This window comes from Micromonospora sp. SL4-19, from assembly GCF_047921475.1.
Taxonomy (GTDB): domain Bacteria; phylum Actinomycetota; class Actinomycetes; order Mycobacteriales; family Micromonosporaceae; genus Micromonospora.
On the sequence record NZ_JBLROB010000019.1, the window covers coordinates 49,817 to 62,903 of the forward strand.

Here is a 13,087-nt window from a genome sequence, read left to right on the forward strand (position 1 = left end):
TACATCCGCGCCCCGGACAGGGTGACTGCCTCGAAGAAATCGCAGGCCAGCAGGGCGTAGGCCCGGGAGCGAAGGAAGTTGGCCCAGGTGCAGGAGCCGCCCTTGAGTGCCGGGTCGATCCCCGCCTTCGTCAAGATCTCCCATACGGTGGACGCGGCCACATTCACGTCCAGGACGAGCACTTCGCCGTGCAGGCGCCTGTACCCCACGGGAATGCCGCTGGCCGGCACCCCGGGTTCAGGGGTGCCGGCCAGCGATGTTGTTGCCTTTCGGCTGTCAGTCGTTCCAGTACTGGGCGACCAGGTCGGCGGCCTGCCGGGCGCTGCTGGAACAGACCCAGCGAGTCGTGGTCATTGGCGTCGCCGAGGTGGCTCAGGTTCTGGAGCTTCGACTTCTGCATCGACGTGGACCACCTTGTGGGTCAGGGCGCCGATTGCCTCGACCTCTGGCTCTTCCGGGGTGAGCTGTTCGATCAGGTGCTTGCCCATGTCCGGCTTGTCCGCCTGCACCTCCACGGCCGGGGCGGCGTGCACCGGCTCAGCAGCGTGCATCGGCTCAGCAGCATGCGCGGCGATCGGACCGGCGAACACACCACCGGTGATAGCCAGATCAGCAACACTAAGAACCGTCTTACGCAGCATCGGGTTCATGATCAAAGCTCCTTTCGAGGGTTGACACCATGGCCCAAAGGGGTCAGGCCACGCAGCAAGTACCACGTCAGGCGCTCAAACAGAAAAGGGGAAAGCGGCCTTCAACCGGCTGGCTCGCGGGGCAAGGGGGATCGCCTCTTCGCGGCGCCTGGGCCGGCCATATCCAACGACCGGAGGCCCACCAACATTCCGGGGCCGCACACCACCCCGCCTCGCGGGGCGTCGTCTTCCTCGGCCGTCCAGGGTGTTTCAACACCCCCCGACAAACCGGACACGGGACGCGCAGACCGCACACGCGGCAGCGAGCGCGCGACGGGGATGTGGCCGTGCCGGGCGGCCGTTGAGGCACCCGTGGCGCTTCAGACGAGGTTGTTGGACCGGCGGACAACGGTGACCAGCTCGTCGATGATGCCGGTCAGCGCGAAGCCCTTCGGAGTGAAGACGCGGGCCACGCCGGCTGCACGCTGGGCCGCTATGGCTCGACGGCGCTATGCAGGCGGCGGAGACCCAATCAGCGGGCGAATCCCTCCGCCGGTCTCACAACCGCTGGCGTTGCTCGCCCGGCTCAGCGATCGACTTGGACATCGGTTATGGCGGGTACGCGGCCGGGGATATCTCCAGCAGCAGTGGGAAGCCTGTCGCATGGCGTCTCCGGACGGCCGTGGCCGGGGATCGGGCCGCCCCACCGGGCCCTTCGAACGTGCCCGGTGGCTGTCGGCCCTACGGCACTTTCTGGCCGCCCGGCAGTTGGAGGCCATCGGGGTGCTCTCCGTCCAGTGCGGGCTCGCCACAGCCGCGGCGTGGATCATCGCTACGAACTTCCTCGGCCGCGATGCGCCGGTCTTCGCGCCCGTGGCCGCTCTTGCCACGATCGCCTCCGCCACGGGTCAACGCGCCAGGCAGACGGTGGAACTGCTCATCGGCGTGGGGCTGGGCATCTCGGTGGCCGACGTTCTGCTCTACTTCGTGGGCAGTGGCGCCTGGCAGATCGCGGTGGTCGTCTCGGCTTCCATCGCGATCGGCCTGTTGGTCGCGGGCCGTAGTGGTGCCCTGGTCAGTCAGGCCGGCGCGACCGCCACCTTGTTCGCCACGCTGGCTGGGAATGAACGCAGTCTCGAGCTACCCCGGATCATCGATGCCGCCGTGGGCGCGTCGGTGGGGTTCCTCACCGTAGCGCTGCTGCTGCCGCTGGATCCGTTGCGGACTGTCGACCGCGCCGCCCAGCCATTCTTCACCGACCTGGCTGCCGCCATCCACACCAGCGCCCAGGCCTTGGCCGGCCGCGACCGGAACCTGGCCATGCAGGCCCTGGATCGCGTCAACACGATCGACACCGACACCACGCGCCTCAACGAAGCCCTGCGGGCCGCGGAGGAAACCGTGACTATCGCCCCGTGGTGGCGCCGCCGGCGCGATCGCTACCAGCAGTACCGGGCCGCCGTCGACCAACTCGGCGCGTTCGCCATCGACGTGCGGGTGATGGCCCGCAGGGTCGCCACCCTGCTCGAATACCACGAACCCGTCCCGCCCCCACTGCACCAAGCCGTCGACATCCTCGGCGACGCCCTGGCTCACCTCCACCAGGACTGCACCACCACCCGACAATCCGGGCGTACCCGTCAGACCGTGCTTGAAGCCGCTCGCCTGGCTGGACATGCCAGCAGACACAAGCGCCGCATCTTCGGCGATACCGTCGTCCTGCAGATTCGCAGTGCCGCCAGCGACCTGCTCCGCGCCACCGGCCTTCCTGCCGGGCGGGCAAACCAGATGGTCCGCGAGGCCGCCACCCGGCCTACACGATCGCAGACCAGCGATTCCGCCATGACCGTCTACGCCACTTCCCGTCGGTCACAGGGTCGGTCCGGAAAGAAGATCAACTAGTGCAACGCCAGTACAGATGAGCTCCGCAGGTGCTGTGAAACGTCGAGAGGCGGCGACGAGAGCGGCCGAGGTCGGAGTACCAACGAGTCCGCTTCCGCCCGATGCGAGCCAGGCTCGCGGGTTAGGGATTCGAGCCCCCTCTCGCTGCGGACAGGTCAAGCTTCTGGATCGACCTGGGCCGCCTACCAGCAGGGGTCGAGCGGGACGCCGCCGGCAGGCGGGCAGCCCACCACCGTCAGATAGACGAAGGAGAAGGCCTGGGCTGCAAATACGGCTGCGCCAGCCACGCACCCGGCAATCGCCAGACCGCGACCACGTTGCCCAGTCGTCTCGATCTCCTTCAGCCCCGCGACGCCTAGGGCAATCGCGCAGACGCCGAGCCCCAGCGCAAGGGTGAGAAGTCTGATGTCCCGGTCTATCAGCAAGGCATAGCCCGCGCTGACGTACAGCAGCGGAACCAGGCCCATGCAGAAGGCCCTGATCGCCAGAGGGCTGTACGTTCGCTGATTCTCAAACAGCTGACCGGTCATGGCACGCCGCACCCTTCTCATTGCTGCTCGAATGCTCCGGCTACGGCGTCACGAGGCGCGCCCGCACGTCCGAGGATCATGAGCGAAGACACCAGGATGGACCAGGCTGTCAAGGGAAGGCGGCCGAGAATGCTCCCAGGTGCCGTCGGGGCGCTGGATGTCGGCAGCCTCCGCCAGTGAACCCGCCGCCCTATGTCGCCTGTGGGCTTGATGACCACGGACGGCACCGCAACAGCGCCACCCAACGACGAAAGAACCCGTCTCTGCCTCGGGGCTCGGCGCGAGCGACGCGTGGAACCGTCCGATCATCAGGCTGACTCGTTGATCAACCGGCAGGGCTGGGCCGGGCTCCTACCGCACCCGCAGGCGCCACAGCGCCTGCGACGGCATGTCACCCATCGGCTACTTGCCGTCGCGTACTGCAGGCTTCGTGGAATCTGTTAACCGGGTGTAGCCGGGGTGTACCCCGGCGGTGAGTCCCTGCTGGTCGGCGATACGGCCGAGCAGGGCGACGAGCTGCGCGTGTTCGGCCTGGTCGAGGGCCTGGCACAGGTCGCGCTCATGGGCCCGGGCGACGTCCTGGAGGCGGCGCATCAAGGCTTCCCCGTCCTGGGTGAGGTGCAAGGCGTACTGCCGGCGGTCGGCGCGGCTGCGTTCGCGCCGGAGGAGGCCGCGTGATTCCAGGTCGTCGACGAAGGCGACCACGCGGCTCGGTAGCAGCCCCAGCTGGGTGGCCAGCTGCTGCTGGCTGCTGGCCGGAGCGGCGGCGATCGCGCGGAGCAGCCCGGCCTGCGGTGGGGTCAGGCCGAGGTCGGCGATCCGTTCTGCGAAGCGGCTGCTGGCGTGGGCGCCCACCTGGGCAAGCAGGAACGCGGCCCCGCCGCGTCGCCGGCTCGCGCGCGCCGATTCGCCGTCGTGGGTTGCGGGCATGAGAGACACAGAGATAGCGTACCGAGAGAACCGTTCACGCGTTGAATCATTCACGATTGACATCAAGGGAGGAAGCTGACGTGCTCAAGAACCAGACCAGCCAACGCCCCGAGACGCGAGATACCCGATCGCAGACGCGGCATGTGGGTGCAGCGCCGTTGCTGCCGCCGGCGATCGCCTACGTCGTGCTGGCCCTCGCCGGCATCGTCGCGCCAACGGCCGTGGCGGGCGTGGCACCCTACTCCTCGGACGCCGACTTGCTCGACTTCTACACCCACCACCTGGGCGCGGCGCACCTGTCCGCCTTTCTCCTGCTGGCCTCGGCCGTGCCCTTCGTCGTGTTCACCGCCATCGCGTCGCACCGGGTCCAGGCCGCCGGGCTGGACGTGCCCGGCCAGCTGATCGCCCTGGTCGGCGGCACGGTCGCGGCCGCGCTGCTCGCCATGTCCGGGCTGGCCACCCTCGCGTTGACCCAGGAGCACGTGGCCGACAGTCCCGTCGCGATCCGCACGCTCAACGCCTTGGCCTTCGCCACGGGCGGCCCGGGTTTCGTCGTCTTCTCCGGCCTGCTGCTGGCCGGCATCTCGCTGCCCGCGCTCGCCGGCCGGATGGTCCCGCGCTGGGTCGGCTGGTTCGGCCTGGCGATCGCGGCGGTCTGCGAGCTGGCCGCTCTCACCGCCGCAATCCCCGCCCTCGATCCACTCCTGCCGGTCGGCCGCTTCGGTGGCCTGGTATGGGTGCTCGCCACCGCCCTGACCCTCGCCAGGCCGCGAGCCGCAGGCCGCGGCAGCGCCGTCGAAAGGCAGTGATGATGACCCCCTCAGCGATCCCCACCGACGGCCTGGCCGGCAAGGCAGCCATGGTCACCGGCGGCTCCCGAGGCATCGGCGCCGCCACCGCCCGCAGGCTCGCCTCACACGGCGCGCTGGTCGGCGTCGGCGGCCGCGACCGGACGGCGATCGACACCGTCGTCGCCCAGATCCGCGCCGACGGTGGCACGGCGGCCGCCGCCCCAGCCGACACCACCAATGCCGACGAACTGGCACACGCGTACGCGCAGCTGAGTGAACAATTCGGCCCCGTCGAACTGCTGGCCGCCTTCGCCGGCGGGAACGGCCGTCCCCGCCCAACCGAACAGGTCGAACCGGACGAGTGGCGCCGGGTGATCGAGGGTGACCTCACCTCGGCGTTCCTCACCATCCGCGCCGCCCTGCCCGGGATGATCGAGCGGGGCAGCGGCGCCATCGTCACGATGTCCTCATCCGCGGGCCGCCAGCCCGGCCAAGCGGCGGCCGCCTACGCCGCCGCGAAGGCCGGGGTCGTGATGCTGTCCAAGCACCTGGCGGCCGAGATGGGCCCCCGCGGCATCCGGGTCAACTGCCTGGCACCCTCCGCCGTGCTCAACGAGAAGATGGCCACCACCATGACCGACACGCAGCGGGCGCAGCTGACCCGGGCCTTCCCCCTGGGGCGCATCGGCCAACCGGACGACATCGCCGCAGCTGCCGCGTTCCTGCTCTCCGACCAAGCGTCATGGATCACCGGCGTAACCCTCGACATCAGTGGCGGCCGAATCATCACCTAGTGCAGCACCGCGTTGGTTCTTCGGGGTTTCCGGGCTCGGTCAGCGTAGTCCGGCGAACAGGTCGTCCTCGGGCGTCGGCGCATGGGTGATGTCGCGGACCCGGACGAAGGTCTCCACGCCCATCAGCTCGGTGAACCGCTCCTGGCCAAGTTGCAGGAAGAAGATGTTCTCGGCCTGACTGGCGTGCGCAGCCAACGATTCGAACTTCTGCGCGCCGTAGCCGCTCGTGTCCACCCAGGTGGTGATCTCATCGTCGGGCAGGCCGAGCTGCGGCATCTCCTCCGACGGCCCGTCCGGCTCGGGAAACTCGACGCCAATCTCCTTCATGACGCGGCCGAAATCCTGAAACGCACTGCGCGGCACGGTGGTCCAGTACACCTTCGCGGGGATGTTCGTCCGCTCGACTGCGGCCATGGTGATGCGGTGCGCCTGGATGTGGTCCGGATGGCCGTAGAAGCCGTTTTCGTCATAGGTGACGACGACGTCGGGCCGATAGCGGCGGATCAACTCGCTCAGCCGGTCGGCTGCCTCCGCCATCGGCGTGTTCCAGAACGCGCCGGGCGCGTCGTTGGTCGCCCAACCCATCATCCCGGAGTCGGCATAGCCGAGCGTCTCCAGGTGCGTGACCTTCAACGCGTCGCAACTGGCTGTCAACTCGGCCTGGCGCATCCCTGCCACGGCTTCCGGGTCGTGCCCCGGGTCGCCCGGCTTGACCCCGCCGGGCCCGTCGCCGCACCGCCCGTCCGTGCAGGTCACGAGCACCGTCGTGATCCCCTCCGCCGCGTACCGGGCGAGGACGCCGCCGGTGCTGGTCGCCTCGTCGTCGGGGTGCGCGTGCACCGCCATCAAGGTCAGAGATCGCTCAGCCATCCCACCACAATACGAGGGACGCCCCGACGTATAGCGTTGCCGCGATCCGTGACGGCTGCTGATACGAGGCCGAGATGCGTCGGCTCCGGCAGTTGCTGGGTGGCAGACGGGTCCAGCTCAATCCGGGGCGGCAGCAGGCGCTGCTGCGGGACGTCCGGCACCGATACGGCGCCCGTTCACAGGTCCGGTTTCCGGAACAGGTCGAGGCGATCACCCGGGTGCTGAACGACGACGACGGCCTGGTGGCGGGGGCCCGGATCGTGAGCGAGACCGCCGACGAGGCCCACGTGGACCTACAGGCCCAGGCTCACGACGTACACCGACGGACGGGCCGGCGGCTCCTGGTGCACCGCCGAAACTACCGGCCGCTGTCGAAGGAGGCCGGAAAGGCGCTGCGGTGGCCCCTGTTCGCGCTGCCGTGCGGCCTCCATCCGTACGCGCAGGTGGCCGCCGCCGCGGTGCTCAGCAGCCGGGCTCCCCGGCTGGGCCGGGAGTCCGGCCCGAACCCGCTCCTGGCCCGCGTGTTCGAAGTGCTCGACCTCACCACCGCTGGTTGGGAGTACGGCGGGGTGCGGGTAGACACCGATGCCGTAGCCCTGGCCGATCGACTGATCTCGACCGCCGGGCAGGTCCTCGCGACCATCGACGACCCGCCCCGGCTGCCGCCTCCGGTCCGCGAGCTGATGCGCGCAACAGCGCCCTCGATGTTCACGACCGACCGGTCCGTGGGTGGTCGACGGAATCAATCTGGGCGCGAGAATGCGGGAGACTCTCCTGGTCTGAGACACCGCAGCGGGCCTGGTTGAGGTCCACGGGTAAGGCCGTTCGTCACGTCTGCGGTCGTCGCCCCCTGCGGTCCGTGCCGCCGGGTGCCGCTATGCCAGCCAATCCGGCAACTTCCTCACAGGCCCGGGTTCAGGAGCTCTCGCGATCCTCCAGCCCGACCGCGTCGCGTAGCTCGGTTACCGCGTCGTGCAGTCCCCGGCGATCGTGGATGTCGGCGGTATGGGTCATCAGAACCGCGACCGCCTCGGCCAAGGCGTTGAGCTTGTCCTGGGTCGACTGGTCGTTGCGGGTCTGGGTGTTCTGCAGGAGCGCCACCAGCAGGAAGGTGACGATGGTGGTCGCGGTGTTGATGATGAGCTGCCAGGTGTCCATGTTCTGGATCACCAGGATCGACGGCGCCCAGATAACCACCAGCAGCAGGCAGGCGGCGAAGAACCAGGCCCGTGAGACGAACTGCGAGGCATGGGTGGCGAATTTGTCGAAGAACGACAGCTGGGGCGTGACGTCGCTGGGCATGTGGGGTGCCGGCCGCTGATTGGGCGCGACAGGTTGGCTGGTACTCATGCCTGCTGGTACCCGAGCATGGGCCGCCGTGAAACGGCGCCTGTGAGTAGTCGGGAGCTGTGTGGTGGAGCAGATTTCGTCACCTGCGCCGTCGGCGGTGGTTTTGTTCGTCACCCACGGGCGCCAGATGTTGCTGAGTTCGAGCGCCGGCGAGATCTTGTCGGTCTCGATGTTGTCAGCTCGGCGCCCACCGTGGGGCGTCGGTTGCCTGCCGCTGGTCGAGCCTCACGCTCGCGCATGGTGACGAGCGTCAAGAGCCAACGTGCGATGTCTGCGGCAGATCCGGGTACTCGGCGACGATGTTGAAGACCCAGGGCAGCATGGATTCATGACCGAGCGCGTAACCCATACCGGGCAGATCGAAAGAGCCCGCGTTTACCGGACGCGCTTCTCGTAACGCCGGCAGGCGACGATGACGGGGGTGGCGCCGGCTTCGGCGGGGTAGTGCAGGGCCGCCACGTCGTGCCAGCCGCTGCGGGCGTAGAACCGGCGGGCCCGGGTGTTGCCGACCGCGACCGCGAGCCAGGCGGTGTCGAATCGTTCGGCGACGGCCCGTTCGGCGGCGGCGAGCAGCGCATCGGCCACCCCGGTCCCGCGGGCTGGCCCGGCGACGTACACCTGCTCCACCTCGTCCTCGCGGACGGTGACGAACCCGACGAGCCGCGCGCCCCGCGCGCCGACCGTGGTGGCGGGCAGGCGGGGCGGCACCCGGTCGCGGAAGTCGGCGAGCCGCCGGTGCCGGTGCAGCTCGGCAGGGACGTGCCCGACGTGCCCGTCCCGCCAGCCCGCGTGCCACAGCACGGTGATCGCCTCGACGTCGTCGGGTTGTGCGGGGCGCAGTACGAGACCAACGGCATATGCCATCTCGTGGCCCTCCCGTCGATAGAGACTTGCTTTCCTAACTTATAGCTCTAAGATATCGCCCATGAACCATCCGAACAACCTCGGGCTGGAGCTACACACGCTGGTGTCCCGCCTAGAGCGTGCCGGTGACCGCATCCTGCGCGCCGACCACGGCATGTCATACCGGCGGTTCATGGTCCTGGTCACGGTCGGCGAGCTAAAGGCATGCACCCAGCGGGCGTTGGCCGACAGCCTGGCGGTGACCGAGCCCTCGATCAGCCGGATGATCGCCGCCCTCGCCGGCACCGGGCTGCTCACCGTGGCACCGGACCCGGCCGGCGGCAACCGGCGCCGGATCGCCCTCACCGACGCCGGCCGGGAGCTGGTCGAGCGGGCGGGCACCGAGCTGATCGGACGGCTCACCGAGCTGGTCGAGTCCAGCGGCGTGCCGTTCGACACCTACCTCGCGCACACCCGACGGCTGAACGCCGCCCTGGGCGGCGGCTGAGACACCGGCGGACGCGCCACAACACCCACCCGGATCACCGTGAGGAGTTTCGCCATGCCGACCACCTCCACCGCGCGGACCGTCCGTTCCGCCGACGGCACCACCATCGCCTACCACACCACCGGCGCCGGCCCGGATCTGATGATCGTGCCTGGCGCGCTCAGCGACGCCGCCGACTTCGCCGGGCTGGCCGAGGTGCTCGCCGGCACCTTCACCGTGCACACGGTGCAGCGGCGTGGCCGCCGGGGCAGCGGCCCGCTCGGACCCGGATACGGCATCGAGGCCGAGTGCGCCGACCTCGCCGCGGTCCGGGCGGCCACCGGCGCCCGGTACGTCTTCGGCCACAGCTTCGGTGGGCTGGTGGCGCTCGAAGCGGCCCGCCGAAACCCGGGCTTCGACAAGCTGGCCGTCTACGAGCCCGGAGTCAGCGTCGACGGCCTGATTCCCACCGACTGGATCCCACCGGCCCGCAGGCTTCTGGCCCGAGGCCGCCCGATCGACGCGTTCGCCACGTTCTCCATCGCCACCGGCCCGAGCGCGGCGCGCCGCAACCCCCGCTGGCTGATGGCCGCCATCCTGCGGCTGGCCTTCCGCGGCGAAAAACGGGCGAAGGTCGTCGAGCTGCTCGAACCGGCCCTGCACGAGCACGCGGAGGTCGGCCGACTCGACAACAGCTACTCCCACTACCGCGAGGTCTCCGCCGACGTGCTGCTGATGACCGGCGGCCGGAGCGACCTGGCGCACGTCGGCCCCTCCACGGCCCGGCTCGCCGAGGTGCTCCCCTCGTCGCGGGTACTCACCTTCCCGAAACTGAACCACTTCGGACCGCACCACCGAGGCGAGACCGAGGTCGCCGCGGCACTGACCACGTTCCTGCTCGACATCAACAACTAACGATCACCACGGTCGCGCCAGAGCGATCTTGAATGTCCGCGAGCACCTCGAACTGTCGCGATCGAATGCACTACCTTCGGCACGACCGCACGTCGTCTTGATCGGCCGGCGGTGACGCTACGCGCCGATCGGTCTGTGGCAGATCCATACGCCCGCTCGGGAACGGCGAGGCGTCGTACCGGCGCGGTCAGCCCACACCGGCAGTCTCCCCGCCGTGTCAGGGCTGGATCTGGTCCTCAATGGGGCTGCCAGAGGCGCCGAGATATGGCGGCTCGCCCGACTTGGGCACGACGACCGGGCCGTTACCGACGAGAGACGCCAGAAGCTCCATGTCCTGCAAGAACCGTCGTGTGTTGTAGCCGAAAACCCAAGCGGTCGGGAATTCTTGACAAGAGCAGATGACAACGTCGATATCGCATTGCGGACGCACCACCTGATCCAGCAGATCCTGGGCCGCCTCGTAGGCGTCCTGCATCACGATCCCTTGAAATGGCCACGGCCGGTTCATGCGCATACCCCCTGCGTGCTGTCTCCGCTGATCCGGTTATCGCCGCGTTGATCATCGCACCCTGCGCGGGCACCGAGGCATCCGCACATCGACAGTTCAGGATGCCCGCCGGCTCAAAGGCAACTGCCGACCGTGATCGCTCTTGATTGGTGAACACGCACGGATGGCGGCCATGAGCGTGCAGGTGATCAAGCGGCGCCGTCAACCTGCCCGAGCCATCGGCGGACCGCTGAGAAATCCGCTTCGGTCAGGCCCACGTATGGGTCGACACGTTGCAGCAGCGCCCGCGCCGGGTGGTGTGCTGCGACCCATCGCCGGCCAGCATCAGTTGTCTCGTCGTCAAGCCAGACGAATGGGCGGCCGGCTGCCCACCGGGTAAGGACTTCGGTCTTCCAGTGCAAACGGTGCTCCGGATCCTCGTCGTCGTCCGGCCATTCGACGACCGGCAGGTCCGGAAGCCCGAGCCGTGGCGAGATGACCTCGTTCGCCTCCGCCATCCACGTGGTTGCCCAGACCAACTGGCATCCCAGTGCCAACAGCCTGCGCCCGTCATCGGGGTCAAGCCGATCGAGCAGAGGGTTGCCAGTACCGCCCAGTGGCTGCACGACGGCATCGCCCAAAGAACGCTCGCGGCTGACCGGCCGGGCTTTGAACGGGATCAGCGGTCCGTCGACATCGACGAAGAGCAAGGGGCTGTTGGCAAGGCCGGCCATCACGCTCGAACCGTATCGTGGGCACATCCGGGCTGAGCCGGGTGCGCGCACTCTCCCTGGAAGGACCAGTTGTTCGCTGCACCCACCCCTCGTAAGTCGGTGACTTCGGTCCACCCTGGCGGGCGAGGAGTTCGGAGAGCGCTGGCCTCAAGATGCACCTCAACTTGGCGGCGGCGCGCCGAGGCGGACGCGGCCACGCCCAGCTCGTGGTGGCCGCGTCCCGGTCCGGTCTGGTCCCGCCGTGGCGGCCTGAAGAAGCGCAGCTGTTGACCTGAGGTGGGCGGTCAGCTCTGGCGGGCTGCTGATCTTGAACGGCAGCCCGATCGACGCCAGCCGGAGCGTATGCCATTCGAGGGTGTCCGGCGGCGCGAGCCACCGGCAGGTCCCGTCCGACTGGTCGGTCAGGGTACCCGGCGGCGGCGCGCCGAGGCGGTCCACCACGTGGGCGGCCGGTGCGTGGATCACTACGTCGGCCGGGTATGTCGGGGCCATCTGCATGGTCCGGCTGGCGACGAAGGCGGCGACGTCCCCGCCGGGTACCTCCCTCGTGGCCGCCCGGGCACCGGTCGCGGCGAGCTTGGTGACCCGGTCCAGCCGGAAGGTCCGCCAGTCATCGCGGTCGAGGTCGAAAGCGAGCAGGTACCAGCGCCGCCCTGACGTCACCAGGGCGCGTGGCTCGACGTGCCGGCCCTCGTCGCGGTACCGGAACCGCAGCCGCTCGTGGTTGGCGATCGTCGCGGCGGTGACGACAAGCGCGTCGGGATCCACCGGATCCGCGGCAACGGAGAACGGGTGGGCCACCGTTGAGGAGGCCAGGTTGTCGACCCTGCGGCGCAGCCGGGCCGGCAGGACCTGAAGCAGCTTGCGTAGCGCCCGCACCGCCGCCTCGTCCGCCCCGGCCACTGCCTGCCCCGCCGCCGTGCGCAGCCCGATGGCCACGGCGACCGCCTCGTCGTCCTCCAGTAGCAGCGGCGGCATCGCCGCGCCGGCCGTCAGCCGGTATCCGCCCAGCCCGCCCTGCTCGGCGTGCACCGGGTACCCCAGCACGCGCAGCCGGTCGATGTCGCGCCGCACGGTCCGGCCGGACACCCCGAGCCGCTGCGCCAGCTCGCTTCCCGGCCACAGTCGAGGGGCCTGTAACAGCGACAGCAGGGACAGCAGTCGGGCATGCGCGTCGGACATGGCTGCCATTGTGCTGCTCGACTAGGACGGGGAATGACCTATACGACATCTACCGTTGCCCAGGTCCGCTACGACACGAGGGAGATACGCCATGAGCAGCACCCCACCCGCCGGGTACACGACCGTCGCGCCGTGGATCGTCACGCCCGACACCGGGCAGTTGCTGGACTTCATCACCGCGGTGTTCGACGGGGTCGAGCTCGGGCGGGTACCGCTGGAGGACGGGACCATCGGCCATGCCGAGATCCGCGTCGGCGACACCGTCCTACTCGCATTCGACCAGCGGCCGGACTGGCCGGGCATGCCCTCGCTCCTGCGGGTTTTCGTCGCCGACGCCGACGCTACGATCGAGCGCGCGGACGCCGCCGGAGCCCACGTGGTCACCGCATCGGCCACTCACGCCTTCGGCCAGCGGGGCGGGCGGGTACGTGACCCGTTCGGCAACATCTGGTGGATCAGCAGCGTGGTCGAGGATGTCGCGCCCGAGGTAGGAATGCGGCGGCTCGCCGAACGGCCGTACGCCGAGGCAATGCGCGACGCGCAGGAGACCCTGGACCGGGAGCTGAGCGGCCGCACCGACAGCGTCGTCAGCCGCCCGCTGGTCAGCTGAGCCCGTACCTGTCCAAGCCCCCACATCGCAGAA

At 69.3% G+C, this 13,087-nt stretch carries 16 protein-coding genes; 7 read left to right on the top strand and 9 right to left on the bottom strand.

Going from position 1 to position 13,087, the window contains the following annotated elements:
* Window positions 1-350: 350 nt before the first annotated feature.
* Window positions 351-650 carry a hypothetical protein gene (locus ACNAVT_RS21320; RefSeq protein ID WP_416298820.1) on the bottom strand — a complete coding sequence of 100 codons (300 nt, stop codon included), beginning with the start codon at window positions 648-650 and terminating at the stop codon, window positions 351-353.
* A gap of 762 nt (window positions 651-1,412) precedes the next feature.
* On the opposite strand from ACNAVT_RS21320, the gene ACNAVT_RS21325 reads away from it, so the two are divergent.
* Window positions 1,413-2,531, top strand: coding sequence for an FUSC family protein (locus tag ACNAVT_RS21325; RefSeq protein ID WP_416298821.1), 1,119 nt, complete (start codon window positions 1,413-1,415; stop codon window positions 2,529-2,531).
* 182 nt (window positions 2,532-2,713) lie between these two features.
* Here the strand turns inward: ACNAVT_RS21325 and ACNAVT_RS21330 are convergent, their stop codons facing one another.
* Entirely contained in the window at window positions 2,714-3,061 is a 348-nt protein-coding gene (locus tag ACNAVT_RS21330) for a DUF4190 domain-containing protein (RefSeq protein ID WP_416298823.1), read from the bottom strand.
* 402 nt (window positions 3,062-3,463) lie between these two features.
* Window positions 3,464-3,991, bottom strand: a complete 528-nt coding sequence (locus ACNAVT_RS21335) for a MarR family winged helix-turn-helix transcriptional regulator (RefSeq protein WP_416298899.1) — start codon at window positions 3,989-3,991, stop codon at window positions 3,464-3,466.
* Between the two features lie 80 nt (window positions 3,992-4,071).
* Between ACNAVT_RS21335 and ACNAVT_RS21340 the strand changes: the two genes are divergently transcribed.
* Both ACNAVT_RS21340 and ACNAVT_RS21345 read left to right on the top strand, forming a co-directional pair.
* On the top strand, window positions 4,072-4,800 hold the full coding sequence (locus ACNAVT_RS21340) for a DUF4386 domain-containing protein (RefSeq protein WP_416298825.1): 729 nt from the start codon (window positions 4,072-4,074) through the stop codon (window positions 4,798-4,800).
* Window positions 4,801-4,802: 2 nt separating this feature from the next.
* A complete protein-coding gene (locus ACNAVT_RS21345) occupies window positions 4,803-5,576 on the top strand; it encodes an SDR family NAD(P)-dependent oxidoreductase (RefSeq protein WP_416298826.1) in 774 nt (257 codons plus the stop codon).
* A gap of 39 nt (window positions 5,577-5,615) precedes the next feature.
* On the opposite strand, the gene ACNAVT_RS21350 is transcribed toward ACNAVT_RS21345, so the two are convergent.
* The gene (locus ACNAVT_RS21350) at window positions 5,616-6,446 is read right to left on the bottom strand and encodes a PIG-L family deacetylase (RefSeq protein ID WP_416298828.1); all 831 of its coding nucleotides are present in this window, start codon (window positions 6,444-6,446) and stop codon (window positions 5,616-5,618) included.
* Window positions 6,447-6,520: 74 nt separating this feature from the next.
* Here ACNAVT_RS21350 and ACNAVT_RS21355 point away from each other — a divergent pair, with 74 nt between their 5' ends.
* Window positions 6,521-7,252, top strand: a complete 732-nt coding sequence (locus ACNAVT_RS21355) for a hypothetical protein (RefSeq protein ID WP_416298830.1) — start codon at window positions 6,521-6,523, stop codon at window positions 7,250-7,252.
* Between the two features lie 109 nt (window positions 7,253-7,361).
* Here ACNAVT_RS21355 and ACNAVT_RS21360 read toward each other — a convergent pair whose 3' ends face one another.
* Window positions 7,362-7,748 carry a low affinity iron permease family protein gene (locus ACNAVT_RS21360; RefSeq protein ID WP_416298832.1) on the bottom strand — a complete coding sequence of 129 codons (387 nt, stop codon included), beginning with the start codon at window positions 7,746-7,748 and terminating at the stop codon, window positions 7,362-7,364.
* Between the two features lie 423 nt (window positions 7,749-8,171).
* Complete coding sequence (locus tag ACNAVT_RS21365; protein WP_416298833.1) at window positions 8,172-8,660, bottom strand: GNAT family N-acetyltransferase; 489 nt, start codon at window positions 8,658-8,660, stop codon at window positions 8,172-8,174.
* Window positions 8,661-8,721: 61 nt separating this feature from the next.
* On the opposite strand from ACNAVT_RS21365, the gene ACNAVT_RS21370 reads away from it, so the two are divergent.
* Together ACNAVT_RS21370 and ACNAVT_RS21375 are read left to right on the top strand one after the other, a co-directional pair.
* A complete protein-coding gene (locus ACNAVT_RS21370) occupies window positions 8,722-9,147 on the top strand; it encodes a MarR family winged helix-turn-helix transcriptional regulator (RefSeq protein ID WP_416298834.1) in 426 nt (141 codons plus the stop codon).
* Window positions 9,148-9,201: 54 nt separating this feature from the next.
* On the top strand, window positions 9,202-10,041 hold the full coding sequence (locus ACNAVT_RS21375) for an alpha/beta fold hydrolase (protein ID WP_416298836.1): 840 nt from the start codon (window positions 9,202-9,204) through the stop codon (window positions 10,039-10,041).
* A gap of 217 nt (window positions 10,042-10,258) precedes the next feature.
* Here ACNAVT_RS21375 and ACNAVT_RS21380 read toward each other — a convergent pair whose 3' ends face one another.
* The 3 genes from ACNAVT_RS21380 to ACNAVT_RS21390 form a co-directional block, all read right to left on the bottom strand.
* Entirely contained in the window at window positions 10,259-10,549 is a 291-nt protein-coding gene (locus ACNAVT_RS21380; RefSeq protein ID WP_416298838.1) for a YrhB domain-containing protein, read from the bottom strand.
* Between the two features lie 188 nt (window positions 10,550-10,737).
* Window positions 10,738-11,262 (bottom strand): HAD domain-containing protein, encoded by a 525-nt coding sequence (locus ACNAVT_RS21385; RefSeq protein ID WP_416298901.1) that lies wholly within the window; start codon window positions 11,260-11,262, stop codon window positions 10,738-10,740.
* Window positions 11,263-11,421: 159 nt separating this feature from the next.
* Window positions 11,422-12,444, bottom strand: coding sequence for a helix-turn-helix transcriptional regulator (locus ACNAVT_RS21390; RefSeq protein WP_416298840.1), 1,023 nt, complete (start codon window positions 12,442-12,444; stop codon window positions 11,422-11,424).
* Between the two features lie 91 nt (window positions 12,445-12,535).
* Between ACNAVT_RS21390 and ACNAVT_RS21395 the strand changes: the two genes are divergently transcribed.
* Window positions 12,536-13,054, top strand: a complete 519-nt coding sequence (locus tag ACNAVT_RS21395; RefSeq protein ID WP_416298842.1) for a VOC family protein — start codon at window positions 12,536-12,538, stop codon at window positions 13,052-13,054.
* Window positions 13,055-13,087 lie beyond the last annotated feature (33 nt).

Coding starts and splice junctions, on each gene's coding strand:
- ACNAVT_RS21375 (WP_416298836.1), top strand. CDS start 9,202: ATGCCGACCACCTCCACCGCGCGGACCGTCCGTTCCGCCGACGGCACC.
- ACNAVT_RS21360 (WP_416298832.1), bottom strand. CDS start 7,748: ATGCCCAGCGACGTCACGCCCCAGCTGTCGTTCTTCGACAAATTCGCC.
- ACNAVT_RS21335 (WP_416298899.1), bottom strand. CDS start 3,991: ATGCCCGCAACCCACGACGGCGAATCGGCGCGCGCGAGCCGGCGACGC.
- ACNAVT_RS21380 (WP_416298838.1), bottom strand. CDS start 10,549: ATGAACCGGCCGTGGCCATTTCAAGGGATCGTGATGCAGGACGCCTAC.
- ACNAVT_RS21350 (WP_416298828.1), bottom strand. CDS start 6,446: ATGGCTGAGCGATCTCTGACCTTGATGGCGGTGCACGCGCACCCCGAC.
- ACNAVT_RS21385 (WP_416298901.1), bottom strand. CDS start 11,262: ATGGCCGGCCTTGCCAACAGCCCCTTGCTCTTCGTCGATGTCGACGGA.
- ACNAVT_RS21395 (WP_416298842.1), top strand. CDS start 12,536: ATGAGCAGCACCCCACCCGCCGGGTACACGACCGTCGCGCCGTGGATC.
- ACNAVT_RS21370 (WP_416298834.1), top strand. CDS start 8,722: ATGAACCATCCGAACAACCTCGGGCTGGAGCTACACACGCTGGTGTCC.
- ACNAVT_RS21365 (WP_416298833.1), bottom strand. CDS start 8,660: ATGGCATATGCCGTTGGTCTCGTACTGCGCCCCGCACAACCCGACGAC.
- ACNAVT_RS21355 (WP_416298830.1), top strand. CDS start 6,521: ATGCGTCGGCTCCGGCAGTTGCTGGGTGGCAGACGGGTCCAGCTCAAT.
- ACNAVT_RS21330 (WP_416298823.1), bottom strand. CDS start 3,061: ATGACCGGTCAGCTGTTTGAGAATCAGCGAACGTACAGCCCTCTGGCG.
- ACNAVT_RS21320 (WP_416298820.1), bottom strand. CDS start 650: ATGAACCCGATGCTGCGTAAGACGGTTCTTAGTGTTGCTGATCTGGCT.
- ACNAVT_RS21345 (WP_416298826.1), top strand. CDS start 4,803: ATGACCCCCTCAGCGATCCCCACCGACGGCCTGGCCGGCAAGGCAGCC.
- ACNAVT_RS21390 (WP_416298840.1), bottom strand. CDS start 12,444: ATGTCCGACGCGCATGCCCGACTGCTGTCCCTGCTGTCGCTGTTACAG.